We start from the raw sequence: 13,294 nt of genomic DNA on the forward strand, positions 1-13,294 counted from the left end.
ACCTAGGCGCCGCCCCCGGCCTTGCCCGGGGCGTGGGGCCCGTGGGGGCCGTCGAGCTTGTCCAGCACCGAGGCGGGCTTGGCCTCAAGCCGCCCGCCCGGCCCCGAGCGCCAGTCCACGCGCAGGCTGACGTTGATGCGCGCGCTGTCCTTGCGCAACTCCTCGAAACAGGCCGTGACCACGGCCATGACCTGGTCCCACTCGCCCTCGATGCAGGTGCCCATGGGCCCCAGGGCGTGGGGCAGGCCGCTGCGGCGGATGACGGCCAGCACCCGGGCCACATGGGCCGACAGGCTCACGCCCTTGTCCAGCGGGAAGATGGTCAGTTCGGCGACGGCGCTCACGGCGATGCTCCCGCGCGGCTACTTCTGGCCGCGCATCTGGCGGATCTGTTTCATGACCAGCTTCTGGGCGGTGCTGGCCTCGCGGGTCTTCAGGTTCAGCAGCTCCTCGCGGGTCACGAAATGGATGGCCTCGCAGGGGCAGATTTCCATGCACGCGGGCCCAAGGCCCACCCGGGCCCGGTCGCGGCACAGGTCGCACTTGGTCACCGGCACCACGCCGCCCGCGTGGTAGATGGCCCCGAAGGGGCAGGCCTGCATGCATTTCATGGCCTTGCAGCCCCGGCAGCGGGCCGGGTCGTGGTACACGGCCCCGGTGGCCTCGTCCTTTTCGATGGCCCCCACGGGGCAGGCCTTGGCGCACATGGGGTGCTCGCAGTGGTGGCAGTAGAGCGGGAAGGCCAGGCCCTCGTCGCTCTCGGTCATCTGGATGCGCGGCAGGCCGTAGAGGAACTTGCAGATGGCTTCGCAGGACTCGCAGCCGATGCAGCGCGAGTAGTCCACCCATTTGGTGCGCTGGGCGCCGACGGGGTTGTCGTTGGCCATGGTCGTCTCCTGGCTTGGGGGCTAGCGCCCGCCCTGGGTGTGGTTCAGCCACTGTTCGAGGGAGCGGGCCGCCTCCAGCCCGCCGGTGATGGCCCAGCCGATCTTGCTCGGCCCGGTCAGGGCGTCTCCGGCCACGAACACCCCCTCCATCATGGTCATGCGCGGCCAGGGCGAGGCGCCCTTGCGCACCTTGGACACCTCCAGGCGCTCGGCCAGGGGCAGGGTGGGCAGTTCGCCCACGGCGCTTATGACCATGTCGGCCTCCAGGATCTGGTTGGACCCGTCCTGGGGCAGGGGGCAGCGGCGGCCCGACTCGTCGGGTTCGCCCAGGGCGCATTGCAGGAACTCCACGCCCTCCACATGCTCCCGGCCCAGGATGCGCAGCGGCATGGCCAGCTCCTTCCAGATCATGCCGCAGTCCTGGAGCAGGCCGATCTCGTAGGGCCCGGCGGGGGCCTCGTCGATGGTCCGGCGGTAGAGCATGGTCACGCGCTCGGCCCCGCTGCGCAGGGCGCACTGGGCGGCGTCCATGGCCGAGAGCCCGCCGCCGATGACCACCACCTTGCGGCCCAGAGCCGGGCTGACGCAGGCCTCGGGCCCGCAGACCGCCCCGCGCAGGGGAAAGAGGTATTCCAGGCCCGAGAGCACCTCGGGCAGCTCCTCGCCGGGGATGCCCATGCGCCGCGAGCGCCACGAGCCCGTGCACAGGATCACCGCGTCGTGGGCCGCACGCAGGTCCGTCAGGAGCAGCTCCTCGGTGCGGAATTCGTCGCCCTCGTCGCGGGCTTCGCCGGGCTGGCCGACGATCTTGGTGCGCATGCGGAAGGCCACGCCGTAGTTCGCGGCCAGCAGCTCGGCGGCGGCCTCGGTGCGCTCCACGGGCAGCCGGAAGTCGGGGATGCCGAAATACAGGAGCCCGCCGGGCTTGGGCATCTTGTCGTAGACCGTCACGGCGTAGCCCCGGCAGGCCAGGTACCCGGCGGCGGACAGGCCCGAGGGCCCGGCCCCGGCGATGGCCACCGAGCGGCCGTTGCGCGGCCCGGGCTTGTCGCGGAACAGGCCGAAATTCATTCTGGTTCGCATGACTCCCCCCCTCGTCCGGCGGTGGGTTGGCGCCGGAAAAACCGGCTGCGGATGCTGGCACGGGAACTTTTTTGTTTATGCCAATCCCCCGGCCATTGCAACCGCGCTTGAACCCCGGGCGGCCCCCGGTGTAGGCTGGGTGCGGGCCGGGGCGGACCAGCCGCGCGGCCCGGGAGGCGCCCTTTGGACGTTGCCGTCACCTATGTGCACCACGACTGCTTCTGCCTGGACGCGGCGGGCTGGACGCTGCTGTTCGACTACCCGGACGCGGCCCACCGCCCGCCCGGGGCCCGGGGCGCCGTGCGCCGGGCCCTGGCCGGACGGCGGGCCGCGGCCTGCTTTTCGCATAGCCACGCCGACCACTGCGGCGCCGACGTGTTCGAGGCGGCCCGGGATGCGGCCGGGCTGCACCTGGTGCTGTCCTTCGACGTGCCGGAGATGGTCCCCGGGCTGGACCGGCCCGGGGCGGTGGTTCTCGAGCCCGGCGACGACCCGCGCGGCGGCGACCCCGGGCCGTGGGCCGGGGTCGGCCCCGGGCTGCGGGCCAGGGCCTTGGAAAGCAACGACCTCGGGGTGGCCTTCTGTCTGGATGTCGGCGGGCTGCGGGTCTACCACGGCGGCGACCTGGCGGCCTGGCTCCGGCCCGGGCAGGACGCCGCCGGGGCGGCGGCGGTGCGCGCTTTCTTCGAGCGCAGTCTCGCGGCCGTGGCCGCCTTCGCGCCGCATGTGGCCTTTGCCTGCTGCGATCCGCGCCTGCCCGGGCGCGGCGGGTTCGCGCGCTTCGCCGAGGTCGTGCGGCCCCCGGTGCTGGTGCCCATGCACGATTTCGGCCGCCCCCGGGACGTGGGAGCCTACGCCCTGGGCGCGGTCCCGCCGGGGGTGGAGGTGTTGGCCTTCGAGGTCACGGGCCAGCGCCGGGAGCTGCGCGCCGGGCCCTGAGCCCGCGCGCCGCCCGCGCCGGGTAAAAAAACGGGACAAGCGCCCGGCCCCCGTGTACCGTGCGCCCCATGCCGCCGCAAACCGCCGCCCGCCCCGCGCCGCGACCGCTGCTGCGCCAGCGCAACCTGCATCTGCTCTTCTGCGTCACCCTGACGGTGGTCATGGGCGTGTCGAGCATCGCCCCGGCCTTTCCGGACATCATGGACGCCCTGGACCTTTCGGCCACCCAGGTGGCCTGGCTGGTGACGGCCTTCACCCTGCCCGGTGTCTTCCTGGCCCCGGTGCTGGGCATCCTGGCCGACCGCCACGGGCGCAAGCGGGTGCTGGTGCCTTCGCTGCTGGCCTTCGGGGTTTTCGGCTCCCTGTGCGCCCTGGCGGACTCCTTCGCGCTGCTGGTGGGCCTGCGCTTCCTCCAGGGCGTGGGCGCGGCGGCCCTGGGCGCCCTCAACGTGACCATCCTTTCCGACCTCTACGCGGGCAACGAGCGCATTACGGCCATGGGCTACAACGCGGGCGTGCTTTCCTTCGGCACCACGCTGTTCCCGCTGCTCGGCGGCGGGCTGGCCACCCTGGGCTGGCACTGGCCCTTCGTCCTGCCCGTGTTGGCGCTGCCCCTGGCCCTGGCCGTGCTGCTGTGGCTGGACGCCCCGCAGCCCCGGGGCGGGGCCGAGTTCATGGACTACATGCGCCAGGCCGTGCGCCGGGCCGTGGAGCCCCGGGCCCTGGCCCTGTTCGCCAGCACCTGCATGACCTTCATGATCCTCTACGGGATGCTGGTGTCCTTCCTGCCCGTCTACCTGGCCCAGCGTTTCGGGGCCGAGGCCTGGGCCATCGGGACCATCATCGCCTCGGCCAGTCTGACCACGGCGCTTTTGGCCGCGCGGCTGGGCGCCCTGGCCCGGGCGGTGCCCCTGCGCCTGCTGCTGGCCCTGGCTTTCGGGCTCTACGCCCTGTCGGCGGTGCTGGTGCCGCTCATGCCCGGGCTGTGGTGGGTGCTGCTGCCGGTGCTGGCCTTCGGCGCGGCCCAGGGGTTGAACATCCCCACCGTGCAGGCCATGCTGGCCGACCTGGCGCCCATGGAGCAGCGCGGGGCCTTCATGGCCCTGAACGGCACAGTGCTGCGCCTGGGCCAGACCCTGGGGCCGGTGGTCATGGGCGGGGCCTTCGTGGCCTGGGGCATGGACGGGGTTTTCTGGGCCACCGCGGCCCTGGCCCTGGCCGCTGCGGCCCTGGTCCTGGCGGCGGTGCGCGGCGGCATGGGCCACCACTAGCCCCGGCCGGGCGGGCTGCGGACGGCGCACGGCGGCGCCCCCCGCGCGGGGGGCGCCGCCGTGCGTTTCGGGGCCTGGGCGCCAGCTAGACCGTCGCGTCCAGCAGCAGGCCCGGGGCCCGGGGCGGGGCACCCAGGGCGGCGAGCATGCCGCCGCCAGCCCGGGAAAGGGCCTGGGCCGCGGCGGGGCCGTGGCCGGCCTCCAGGGCCTGCCCGGCGCGGTTCAGGGCGGCGCGCAGGCCGGTGTAGCCGGGGTCGTGCTCCAGGCCCTGCTCCAGGATTTGGGCGACCATGTCGGCGGCGTCCCGGCCCAGGGATTCCCGCAGCTGGGCCACCAGCCCGGGCACGGCCTGGGCCGGGCTGTTCGCCCCGGCGCCGGGGGCCGCGGCGTAGAAGACCTCGCGCAGGCCGTTGTCGAAGTAGTCGTTCAGGGCGCGGTTCAGCCCGCCGTTGAAGGTGGCCATGAGCGCGTCGCCCTCGGCGGTGCCGAAGGTGCGGTCCACCAGGCGCAGCACGTCCAGCAGGCCCTGGGCGAGGGTGTCCTCGGTGATCTCGCCCTGGCCCAGGCGCCGGGCCAGCAGGCCGATGGACGCCGTGGCCGTGGGCTGGCCCAGGCGCTGGCCGACTGTTTCCAGGGCGGTGGCCAGGGCGTCGGCCAGGGCGCCGGAGTCCCTGGGGGGCCCGGCGGCGGGCTTTTCGCTGGCGGCGGGCTGTTCGTTTCGGGCCGCCTGCTGGGCGTCCAGGCGTTGGGCCAGGGCCTGAGCCCAGGCCCGGGCGGTGGAGATGTCCGCGCCATCGGCGGCCCGGGCCATGTCCGGGGCGGTGCCCCCGGGGGCCGTCCGGGCGGCGGCGCCGGGCGGCGGCTCCGCGGCCAGGGCCCGGGGCTGGATGGAGGCGTACAGGGTGTCGATCCGCATGGGCAACTCCGTGGATACCCGTCTTATCGGCGCGCGGGTTCCGGGGCTTTAGGCCCGGGCGGCGTTGCCCTGTGGGTGGCCGGTCTGCTACAGGTTGGCCAACAGGAGGAGGATGGCATGATGCTGCCCCAGAACGAGGCCCGCTTCAAATTCTGCCCGCTGCTGGTGGGCGCCGACGGCAAGATGCGCTTTTGCCAGGGCTCGCAGTGCATGATGTGGCGCTACCGACTCACGGACAAGAAGGGCGAGGAGGATGCGGGCTACTGCGGCATGGCCGGAAAACCCGCCGGGGCCATGTAGCCCGGCGCGGTCTAGGGCCGGGCGTCGGCCCAGGGGTGGGTGAAGATCCACTCGCCGCAAAGGAGCCTGCCGTGGGGCGAGGGGCTGGCGCGGTCCACCAGGGGCTCGCCGGGCCGGGGCGCCCCGGGCAGGCGCTCGGCCCGCGCCGGGCAGCCCAGGGCAAAGGGCGGCAGAAAGGCCAGGGCCCCGGGGCCGTCCAGGCGCAGGCACCGGCCGTCCAGGGCCGCGCAGGCCGCGCAGGGCGTACCCGGGCCGTCCACGCGCAGGCGTACCCAGGGCGCGGCGTCCTCCGTCCGCCCGGGTTCCCCGGCCTCCAGGGCCGCCGCCACCAGGGGCAGCACCCCGGCCTTGACCGCCTCGTAGCGGTCCAGGAACGCCTGGGCGTGGGCGGCGGGGCTGTCGGCCTCCTCGAACATGCACCAGACCACCTGTCCGCTGAGGCGGCGCAGGGTGGGGTGGGCTTCCAGCAGGGCGGCGGGCGTGGCGCTCATGGGCCGCCTTGTACATGGCCGGGCCCGCCGCCGCAACCCCGGACGGCGGACGGCCGGGGCCCGCCCGGCCCGGGGTCGCGCCTCGGCCCGCGCCCGGGGCCTGCGGCCCCTCCCCTCACTCCTTGGCCCGGGCCTGTGTCCGGGGCTCTCCCCGGGGTCGGCCCGGCCCCGGCGTTCCATTTCGACACCACCTCCCGGCCTGGCTCCGTGCCCGTGCCCGGGATCGCGCCTCGGCCCGTGCCCGTGGCGCGTACCCCGTGCCCGGGGGCGTATGTTTCGGGTCCGCCCCGGTTTGTGGATCTCCCGCCCTGGTTCCGTTTCCCGGCCCCGGCCCCGACCCCGGCCTCGCGCCCCGACCCCGGCCCCGCGCCCCGGCCCGGGCCGTATCCGGGCCCTGTTCTTTCCCTCGGGGCCGTTTCCGGCGGGTTCCGGGTCGCCGTCCGGGTCGGTCGGCCGTCCCGGCTCCCGCACCCGGCCCGGCTTCGGCCCTGGCCGGGGCGCCCGCCCGCCACCTCTGGCCCGGGGCGTGCCGGGGCCTTTTCCGGGGCCACGCCCTGCGGCGCTCTTCGCGACACCCCGCCTGGGGCCTTGCGCCCCCCTCGGGCCCGCGCCCGGTCCGTGCGCGACGGGAACCTGTGCCATCCGCGCCATCCGCGTCATCTGCGACGCCTTCCGGCGCGCAGGCCCGGGGGCCTGCGCGCCCGGGCAGCCCCTCCCCTGGCGTGTTTCCCTGTAAATCCGGCATGTTGTAATTTTGTTGCTGCCGCGGTAAAAATATGCACAACCAGTTGATTTGGATTGAGTAATTTCTTTTCCGCTAGCGGAGGAGATAAAATCATCGTAAAATAGTCTGAAAAGACAGCTTGTTGAAGCGGGGGGCGGAGCGGGTGTTTTTCCGGGGGTGCTTGACTTTTTCCGCGCCGGGGCGCATATGTGAAATCAATGGAAAGCTCTTTGACAGAGACACGCTTTTGCCAGCACAAGAGGCTCGCTGCTTCTTGAGAATCCGGTACGGCTTCGCGGGCCGTCAACGGGAGCTGCGCCTTGCAAGGCCCGCTCCGCCGGAAAGAAGAAAACGCAGAAAAAACCCGTCCCTGGTTCCACCACACGGGATTTTTCTTGGGTTTCCCCTCCCGGGTGCATCCGGCCCCCGGCCGGTCACTGGCGGCAACGGCGCGTCACACGGCAACATCCATATCACCTCCGTCATGGTTGAAGGCCCTGGCCCCGGGCAACGGCACAACGCCACCGCAACATTGGTTTCGACATCGGCAACGGCGCGGCCCCGGCAAACACCCGCAACGCACCCCGGACAAGACGAGAACACGCGTTTCGCAGATCGGCGCGGCGCAGGGCAACCCTTCAACACAACCCGGACGACACGACCAAGTCGGCTGAGGCCAGTAGGACGGAAATGATCGACGATCACGGCAGCACCCCGCCCCGGCACCCCGGGGCGGGGCTTTTTTGTGCCGTTCGCCCCTGCGCCGCCTCCCGGCCCGGGGGGCGGCGGGCAAGGCCCGCCCGGGTCGGGTCGCGGCGTCCGCGTTGCGCGCGTCGGGGAGCCGGGCCTGCCGTGCGGGCCCGGGCAGGCGGGGCCGGGGCCCATCGGCTCTGCCGGGCCCGCGGGGGGCCGCCGCTCAGGTCCGGGGCGCGGGAACCCGCACGGCGGCCGGCTGTTCCCCCTCGCCCTGCGCCGCCTTGTCCTTTTCCTCGTCCGGCCCCCCGGGCTCCTCCGTCCTGGCGGGGCTGCCCGGAACCCAGCCCGAGCCGGACTGCGGCGGGGACGCCTGGCCTGCGGCGCGACGGGTCTTGACCAGGGAGACGGCCACCGAGACGCCCAGGATCAGCACCGTGAGCAGCAGGGTGACCTCGGTGGGCAGCACGGGCCGGGCGAACCAGGCGTTGATGGCCATCTTCACACCCACCAGCACCAGTACCAGGGACAGGCCGTACTTCAGGTAGTGGAAGCGGTGGATGATCCCGGCCAGGGCGAAGTAGAGGGCGCGCAGGCCGAGGATGGCGAAGACGTTGGAGGTGTAGACGATGAAGGGGTCGGTGGTCACGGCGAAGATGGCCGGGATGGAGTCCAGGGCGAAGAGCACGTCGGTGAACTCGACGAGCACCAGGACCACGAACAGCGGGGTCATCCACGTCCGCCCGTCGCGGCGCACGAAGAACCGGCGGCCCTCGTAGCCCTCCGTGACCCGGAAGTGGCGGCGCATGAAGCGGTTGATGCGGTTCTTCTCCAGGTCGGGCTCCTGGTCCGCCGCCACGAACATCCGGACGCCGGTGAACACGAGGAAGGCGCCGAACACATAGACCAGCCAGTGGAATGCCTCCAGCAGGGCGGCGCCGGTGAGGATCAGCGTGGCGCGCATGACCAGCGCGCCGAGGATGCCCCAGAAGAGCACCTTGTGCTGGCAGCGGGCAGGCACGCCGAAGTGCATGAAGATGAGCACGAAGACGAAGAGGTTGTCCAGGCTGAGGCTCTTCTCGATGAGGTAGCCGGTGAGGTATTCCGTTCCGGCCTTGGGGCCCAGGGCGACGTAGAGGCCCGCGCCGAAGCACAGCGCCAGCACCACATAGCCCAGGCTGAGGAACAGGGCCTCGCGGACGCCGATCTCGCGCCCCTTGCGGTGCAGCACGCCCAGGTCCAGGGCCAGCAGGCCAAGGACCAGCAGGTTGAAGCTCAGCCACATCCAGGCGGTTTCCATTTTTTTATCATCCTTGCGTTGCGGTTGGGTCGGGTCGGGTCGCTCGCTTTGGCGCGCCCCGCGCCGCGACGACGGCGGCCACAGGGCGCGCCCCGCCGCGCGGCGGGTCGGTTCCCGTTGCGGCGCGGGCCGGGGGCGGCGGGATGGAAACGGCTTGGATGCTGTGCATGGGGCCTCCTGGACTCGCGGTCCGGCTTGGAGGCCCGGAAAAGAAAAACGAGGCCTCCAGCATGACTACTCATGCTGAAGGTCTCGCTCATCGGCGGGAACCGACGGCAAGGCCAAGTGCCGATGTGCGGCACCAGTCCTGGTGACCTTGCCCGAAAGAGCTACTCCCCTTCAGTCAGGACAGTGGATACTCCTCTCCCCGGCTTTGTCAAGGCCCGGGTGGACTGGCGCGTGGAATCGGGTCTCCCCTTGCATTGGTGGCCCGGGGCGGCTACCTTTGGCGGAATTGGGCATGGCTCGCGAGACGCCGACCGGCCCGAAGGCCGCAGGGAGGGGATATGACGACTGGCGCAATGGCTGGCGTGATGTTGGACATGCGGAAATTCGTGGCCCCGGAGTTCGTCTTCGGGCTTGGCGCCTCGCGGCTGGCGGGGCAGTATTGCCGCAACCTCGGGGCCCGCAGGCCCCTGGTGGTGACCATGCCGGGCCTCATGGAGCACGGCTGGTTTCGCGACATCCTGGCCGGGCTGGACGAACACGGGCTGCGGCACGCCGTGTTCCACGACGTGTCCGAGAACCCCAGGGACCACGAGGTGGCCCGCGGGGCGGAATTCTACGCCGCCCAGGGCTGCGACGCCATCCTGGCCGTGGGCGGGGGCAGCCCCATGGACTGCGCCAAGGCCATCGGCATCGTCCACGCCAACGGGCAGGACGTGCTGGAGTTCGCGGGGGTGGACATGGTCGCCCGGCCGGGGCCGCCCCTGGTCTGCGTGCCGACCACGGCGGGCAGCTCCGCCGACGTGTCGCAGTTCGCCATCATCAACGACACCGCGCGCCGGGTGAAGGTGGCCATCGTTTCCAAGACCGTGGTGGCCGACGCCGCCCTGGTGGACCCCGCCGTGACCCTGACCAAGGACCGCGAACTGACGGTGAACACCGGCCTGGACGCCCTGACCCACGCCGTGGAGGCCTATGTCTCCAACGCCAACGGCCCGGTGACGGACCTCTTCGCCCTGGAGGCCGTGCGCCTGGTGGGCGAGCATCTTGTGCCTGCGGCCCAGGACGGCCAGAACCTGGACGCCCGGGCGGGCATGATGCTGGCCAGCATGTACGCCGGGCTGGCCTTCTCCAACGCCATCCTCGGCGCGGTGCACAGCATGGCCCATAGCCTGGGCGGATACTCCGACCTGCCCCACGGCATGTGCAACGCCATCCTGCTGGACCTGGTGGCGGCCTTCAACTACGACGCCGCGCCCGAGCGCTACCGCGCGGTGGCCTCGGCTCTGGGCCGGGCCTCGGGCGCCGAGCCCGGGCCCGGGCGCGAGGGCGTGCTGGAGGTGCTGCGCGCCTTCAAGCGCCGTCTTGGCGTGGACAAGCGCCTGGGCGAACTGGGCGTGCGCCGCGAGGACCTGCCCCGGCTGGCCGAGCTGGCCCTTCAGGACCCGTGCATGGTCACCAACCCGCGCAAGCCGACCAGGGAAGACATAGAGGCCCTGTATGCCCAGGCGTTCTGAGGACTGCCAGGGCGCTTCGCTTCACCTGTTCGAGCGGCTCATCGGGCTGGACGAGCAGCCTTTTCGCCGGGGCATGGCCCCGCCCCAGCAGGTGCGCCTGGACGAACTGGAGCGGTTCCGCTCCCTGCTGGAGAACATCTCCGATGTCATCTTTGTGGTGGACATGGCCGACGGCACCCTGGTGGACGCCACGGGGGCCGTGCAGGCGGTGGTCGGGCTGGCCTCCAGGGATATCCTGGGCCGCAAGATCGACGAGCTGCTGCTGGCCCGGACCGCCCGGGACCTGTTCTCCGACGCCTGCATCCCGGATTCCGGGAACGGCCCGGCCGTGTTCCATTCCGGGCTGCGCCACGCCGACGGCACCATCCGCCCCGTGGAGATCAAGGCCAGCCGGGCGGTGTTCGGCGGGCAGTGCTACGGGGTGCTGGTGGCCAGCGACACCACCGAGCGGATGCGCGCCGAGGAGCGGCTGCGCGAATCGGAGATCCGCTACCGCACCGTGGCCGACCACACCTACGACATGGAGTGCTGGCAGGACCCCCAGGGCAAGCTGCTCTACGTCAGCCCGTCGAGCGAGCGTATCACCGGATACCCGCCCGAGCGCTTCCTGCGCAACGCGGGGTTCCTGGAGTCGCTGATCCTGCCCGACGACCGCGATGCCTGGGCCCTGTCCATGCGTTGCCCCGGGGCGGGCCCGGCGCAGGAGACGGATTTCCGCATCCGCCGCCGCGACGGGAGCCTGCGCTGGGTGACGCAGGTCTGCCGCGGCGTGACCGCCGAGGGCCGCGACCTGGGCCTGCGCTTCAGCCTGCGCGACGTGACCGAGCGCAGGCGGGTGGAGGAGCAGCTGCGCCACCAGGCCCTGCACGACCCGCTCACCGGCCTGGCCAACCGGGTGCTGTGCCTGGACCGCATCCGCCAGGCCATGCGCCGCGCGGCGCGGCGGGAGGGCTACTGCTACTGCGTGGTGTTCATGGACCTGGACGGCTTTCGCGTGGTGAACCAGAGCCTGGGCCACGAGACGGGCGACGCGCTGCTGGTGGAGGTGGCCCGCCGCCTGCGCCGCTGCGTGCGCCACCTGGACACCCTGTCGCGGTTCGGCAGCGACGAGTTCGTGCTGGTGCTTGAGGAGCTGGACTATCCCGGGCAGTCCGTGCGCGCGGTCAAGCGCGTGCGCGAGGCGCTGGCCCGGCCGCTGCGTATGAACGGGCGCGAGGTGCGCCTGACGGCCAGCTACGGCATCGTGTCCGTGCCGCGCACCGAGTCGCGGCCCGAGGAGATATTGCAGCACGCCAACATCGCCATGCACCGCGCCAAGGACAAGGGCCGCGACCGGCTGGCGGTGTTCACGGCGGGCATGCTGGCCCAGGCCGTGGGGCGGCTGGACCTGGAAAACGACCTGCGCCGGGCCCTGGGGGCGCGGGAGTTCGTGGCCCATTTCCAGCCGCTGGTGGGGCTGGCCGACGGTCGGGTGCGCGGGTTCGAGGCCCTGGCGCGCTGGGCCCACCCCCAGCGCGGCCTGATTCCCCCGGCGGAGTTCATTCCCCTGGCCGAGGAGACCGGGCTGATCCACGAGCTGGGCATGCAGGTGCTCGACGGGGCGGTGCGGGCCATGAGCGCCTGGCTCCGGGCCGGGCTGTGTTCCCCCGACGCCTTCATGTCCGTGAACCTCTCGGCGTGCCAGTTTTCGCATCGCGAGCTGGTGCGGGCCATCCTGGACAGCCTGGAAAGCCACGGCCTGCACCCCGGGGCCCTGAACCTGGAGATCACCGAGTCGGCGATCATGGAGGACCCGGCCGCGGCCATCGACAAGCTCACGCGCCTCAAGGAGCACGGTATCCGCCTGAGCGTGGACGATTTCGGCACGGGCTATTCGTCCATGAGCTACCTCAAGCGCTTCCCCCTGGACCACCTGAAGATCGACCTGAGCTTCGTGCGGACCATCGACACGGACACGGAAAGCCTGGAAATCGTCAAGGCCATCGTCAGCCTGGCCCACAGCCTGCGCCTGAGCGTGGTGGGCGAGGGCGTGGAGCGGGCCGCCCAGGGCGACATCCTGCGCGGGCTGGGCTGCGAATTCGGCCAGGGTTACCACTTTTCGCGGCCCCTGGGCCGGGCCGACGCCGAGGCCTACCTCGCGACCCACGGCGCCGGGGCGGACTCCGGGGCCTGATCCCCCATATCCTTACTTGCTGAATTTGCCGCAATTGTGCTCTACTGCCTGCGGCCGCGACAACCGCAGGCCCGGGGAGCCGATGGGATTTTTGGGCAAATTGTTCGGGCGCGGGGGCGCCCCCGCCACGCCTCTGGACGCGGACGCGCGCCTGGGGCGCGTGCTCGACGCCGTGCTGGACTGCTGCGAGTACGCCCTGTTCGCGGGGGAGGGCGCCGCGGGCATGGCCGAGCGCGTGGCGCGCCAGCGGCCCGACCGCGAGTGCCTGGCCTGCGAGCCCGGGAGCGATTCGTTCTATTCGGCCACGGCGCGCACGGCCAAGGTCAAGAATCTCTACCTTTTCAACCAGCGCCCGCGCGAGTTCCTGCTGGGCGTGCGCGACGGCAAGCCCTATCTTTTGGAGCGCGACACGCTGGTTGTGCTGCATGTGCCCGGCGGCGGGGCCGAGCGGCGGGTTTTCGACGAGGTGGCTTTCGTGGCCGAGTTCTTCGCGGCGCCGTTCCTTCTGGTGCTCGGCTGCCGGGTTCCCGGCGAGCCGGGCTTTTTGTACGACACGCACCAGGGCCGCGAGTGCTCCCCGGCGAACCTCGGGCCGCACCTGGGCGGGGCCGGGGCCGGGCTGCTGCTGCCCGCCTACGCGCCCCCCGGGGGCAGGCTGCGGGCCAAGGGCTGGTGCCTGCTGCCCCTGGGCCGCAACGCCCACCACCTGTTGCCCGAGGAGACCTCGCACCTGCTGCGCAAGGCCGACCCCGAGCCCGCCGCCGCGCTCCCCTGATTCCCGCGTCCCCGCCACGCCCTTCAATTTCCCCGCCTCCGCCCGCGGCCCCGTCCGCAG

At 72.2% G+C, this 13,294-nt stretch carries 12 protein-coding genes; 6 read left to right on the forward strand and 6 right to left on the reverse strand.

Annotated elements, in window-relative coordinates:
• Positions 1 to 2: 2 nt before the first annotated feature.
• Genes M0P34_RS07605 through M0P34_RS07615 form a run of 3 tightly spaced genes read right to left on the reverse strand, consistent with a single transcriptional unit; the run spans position 3 to position 1,970 of the window.
• Entirely contained in the window at positions 3 to 344 is a 342-nt protein-coding gene (locus tag M0P34_RS07605; RefSeq protein ID WP_291498077.1) for an MTH1187 family thiamine-binding protein, read from the reverse strand.
• 18 nt (positions 345 to 362) lie between these two features.
• Positions 363 to 887 carry a 4Fe-4S dicluster domain-containing protein gene (locus M0P34_RS07610; RefSeq protein ID WP_291498080.1) on the reverse strand — a complete coding sequence of 175 codons (525 nt, stop codon included), beginning with the start codon at positions 885 to 887 and terminating at the stop codon, positions 363 to 365.
• A gap of 21 nt (positions 888 to 908) precedes the next feature.
• Entirely contained in the window at positions 909 to 1,970 is a 1,062-nt protein-coding gene (locus M0P34_RS07615) for an FAD-dependent oxidoreductase (protein WP_291498082.1), read from the reverse strand.
• A 183-nt stretch (positions 1,971 to 2,153) separates the two neighbouring features.
• Here M0P34_RS07615 and M0P34_RS07620 point away from each other — a divergent pair, with 183 nt between their 5' ends.
• Both M0P34_RS07620 and M0P34_RS07625 read left to right on the forward strand, forming a co-directional pair.
• Complete coding sequence (locus M0P34_RS07620) at positions 2,154 to 2,909, forward strand: MBL fold metallo-hydrolase (RefSeq protein WP_291498084.1); 756 nt, start codon at positions 2,154 to 2,156, stop codon at positions 2,907 to 2,909.
• Positions 2,910 to 2,977: 68 nt separating this feature from the next.
• Positions 2,978 to 4,180 carry an MFS transporter gene (locus M0P34_RS07625; RefSeq protein WP_291498100.1) on the forward strand — a complete coding sequence of 401 codons (1,203 nt, stop codon included), beginning with the start codon at positions 2,978 to 2,980 and terminating at the stop codon, positions 4,178 to 4,180.
• 85 nt (positions 4,181 to 4,265) lie between these two features.
• Here M0P34_RS07625 and M0P34_RS07630 read toward each other — a convergent pair whose 3' ends face one another.
• Positions 4,266 to 5,096 carry a hypothetical protein gene (locus M0P34_RS07630; RefSeq protein WP_291498086.1) on the reverse strand — a complete coding sequence of 277 codons (831 nt, stop codon included), beginning with the start codon at positions 5,094 to 5,096 and terminating at the stop codon, positions 4,266 to 4,268.
• Positions 5,097 to 5,213: 117 nt separating this feature from the next.
• Between M0P34_RS07630 and M0P34_RS07635 the strand changes: the two genes are divergently transcribed.
• Positions 5,214 to 5,396 carry a hypothetical protein gene (locus M0P34_RS07635; protein WP_291498088.1) on the forward strand — a complete coding sequence of 61 codons (183 nt, stop codon included), beginning with the start codon at positions 5,214 to 5,216 and terminating at the stop codon, positions 5,394 to 5,396.
• 11 nt (positions 5,397 to 5,407) lie between these two features.
• On the opposite strand, the gene M0P34_RS07640 is transcribed toward M0P34_RS07635, so the two are convergent.
• Together M0P34_RS07640 and M0P34_RS07645 are read right to left on the reverse strand one after the other, a co-directional pair.
• The gene (locus M0P34_RS07640; RefSeq protein WP_291498090.1) at positions 5,408 to 5,887 is read right to left on the reverse strand and encodes a hypothetical protein; all 480 of its coding nucleotides are present in this window, start codon (positions 5,885 to 5,887) and stop codon (positions 5,408 to 5,410) included.
• Positions 5,888 to 7,527: 1,640 nt separating this feature from the next.
• Complete coding sequence (locus M0P34_RS07645; RefSeq protein ID WP_291498092.1) at positions 7,528 to 8,604, reverse strand: TerC family protein; 1,077 nt, start codon at positions 8,602 to 8,604, stop codon at positions 7,528 to 7,530.
• A gap of 506 nt (positions 8,605 to 9,110) precedes the next feature.
• On the opposite strand from M0P34_RS07645, the gene ercA reads away from it, so the two are divergent.
• From ercA to M0P34_RS07660, 3 genes are all read left to right on the forward strand, one after another.
• Complete coding sequence (ercA, locus tag M0P34_RS07650; RefSeq protein ID WP_291498094.1) at positions 9,111 to 10,286, forward strand: alcohol dehydrogenase-like regulatory protein ErcA; 1,176 nt, start codon at positions 9,111 to 9,113, stop codon at positions 10,284 to 10,286.
• Positions 10,270 to 12,459 (forward strand): EAL domain-containing protein, encoded by a 2,190-nt coding sequence (locus M0P34_RS07655; RefSeq protein WP_291498096.1) that lies wholly within the window; start codon positions 10,270 to 10,272, stop codon positions 12,457 to 12,459. The genes ercA and M0P34_RS07655 overlap by 17 nt, the downstream gene beginning before the upstream one ends.
• A 91-nt stretch (positions 12,460 to 12,550) precedes the next feature.
• Positions 12,551 to 13,234: a hypothetical protein gene (locus tag M0P34_RS07660; protein ID WP_291498098.1), complete on the forward strand. Its 684-nt coding sequence runs from the start codon at positions 12,551 to 12,553 to the stop codon at positions 13,232 to 13,234.
• Positions 13,235 to 13,294 lie beyond the last annotated feature (60 nt).

Source organism: Desulfocurvus sp. (genome assembly GCF_023230885.1).
In the GTDB taxonomy this organism is placed as follows: Bacteria; Desulfobacterota; Desulfovibrionia; order Desulfovibrionales; family Desulfovibrionaceae; genus Desulfocurvus.

Coding starts and splice junctions, on each gene's coding strand:
- M0P34_RS07610 (WP_291498080.1), bottom strand. CDS start 887: ATGGCCAACGACAACCCCGTCGGCGCCCAGCGCACCAAATGGGTGGAC.
- M0P34_RS07615 (WP_291498082.1), bottom strand. CDS start 1,970: ATGCGAACCAGAATGAATTTCGGCCTGTTCCGCGACAAGCCCGGGCCG.
- M0P34_RS07625 (WP_291498100.1), top strand. CDS start 2,978: ATGCCGCCGCAAACCGCCGCCCGCCCCGCGCCGCGACCGCTGCTGCGC.
- M0P34_RS07630 (WP_291498086.1), bottom strand. CDS start 5,096: ATGCGGATCGACACCCTGTACGCCTCCATCCAGCCCCGGGCCCTGGCC.
- M0P34_RS07635 (WP_291498088.1), top strand. CDS start 5,214: ATGATGCTGCCCCAGAACGAGGCCCGCTTCAAATTCTGCCCGCTGCTG.
- M0P34_RS07640 (WP_291498090.1), bottom strand. CDS start 5,887: ATGAGCGCCACGCCCGCCGCCCTGCTGGAAGCCCACCCCACCCTGCGC.
- M0P34_RS07645 (WP_291498092.1), bottom strand. CDS start 8,604: ATGGAAACCGCCTGGATGTGGCTGAGCTTCAACCTGCTGGTCCTTGGC.
- ercA (WP_291498094.1), top strand. CDS start 9,111: ATGACGACTGGCGCAATGGCTGGCGTGATGTTGGACATGCGGAAATTC.
- M0P34_RS07655 (WP_291498096.1), top strand. CDS start 10,270: ATGCCCAGGCGTTCTGAGGACTGCCAGGGCGCTTCGCTTCACCTGTTC.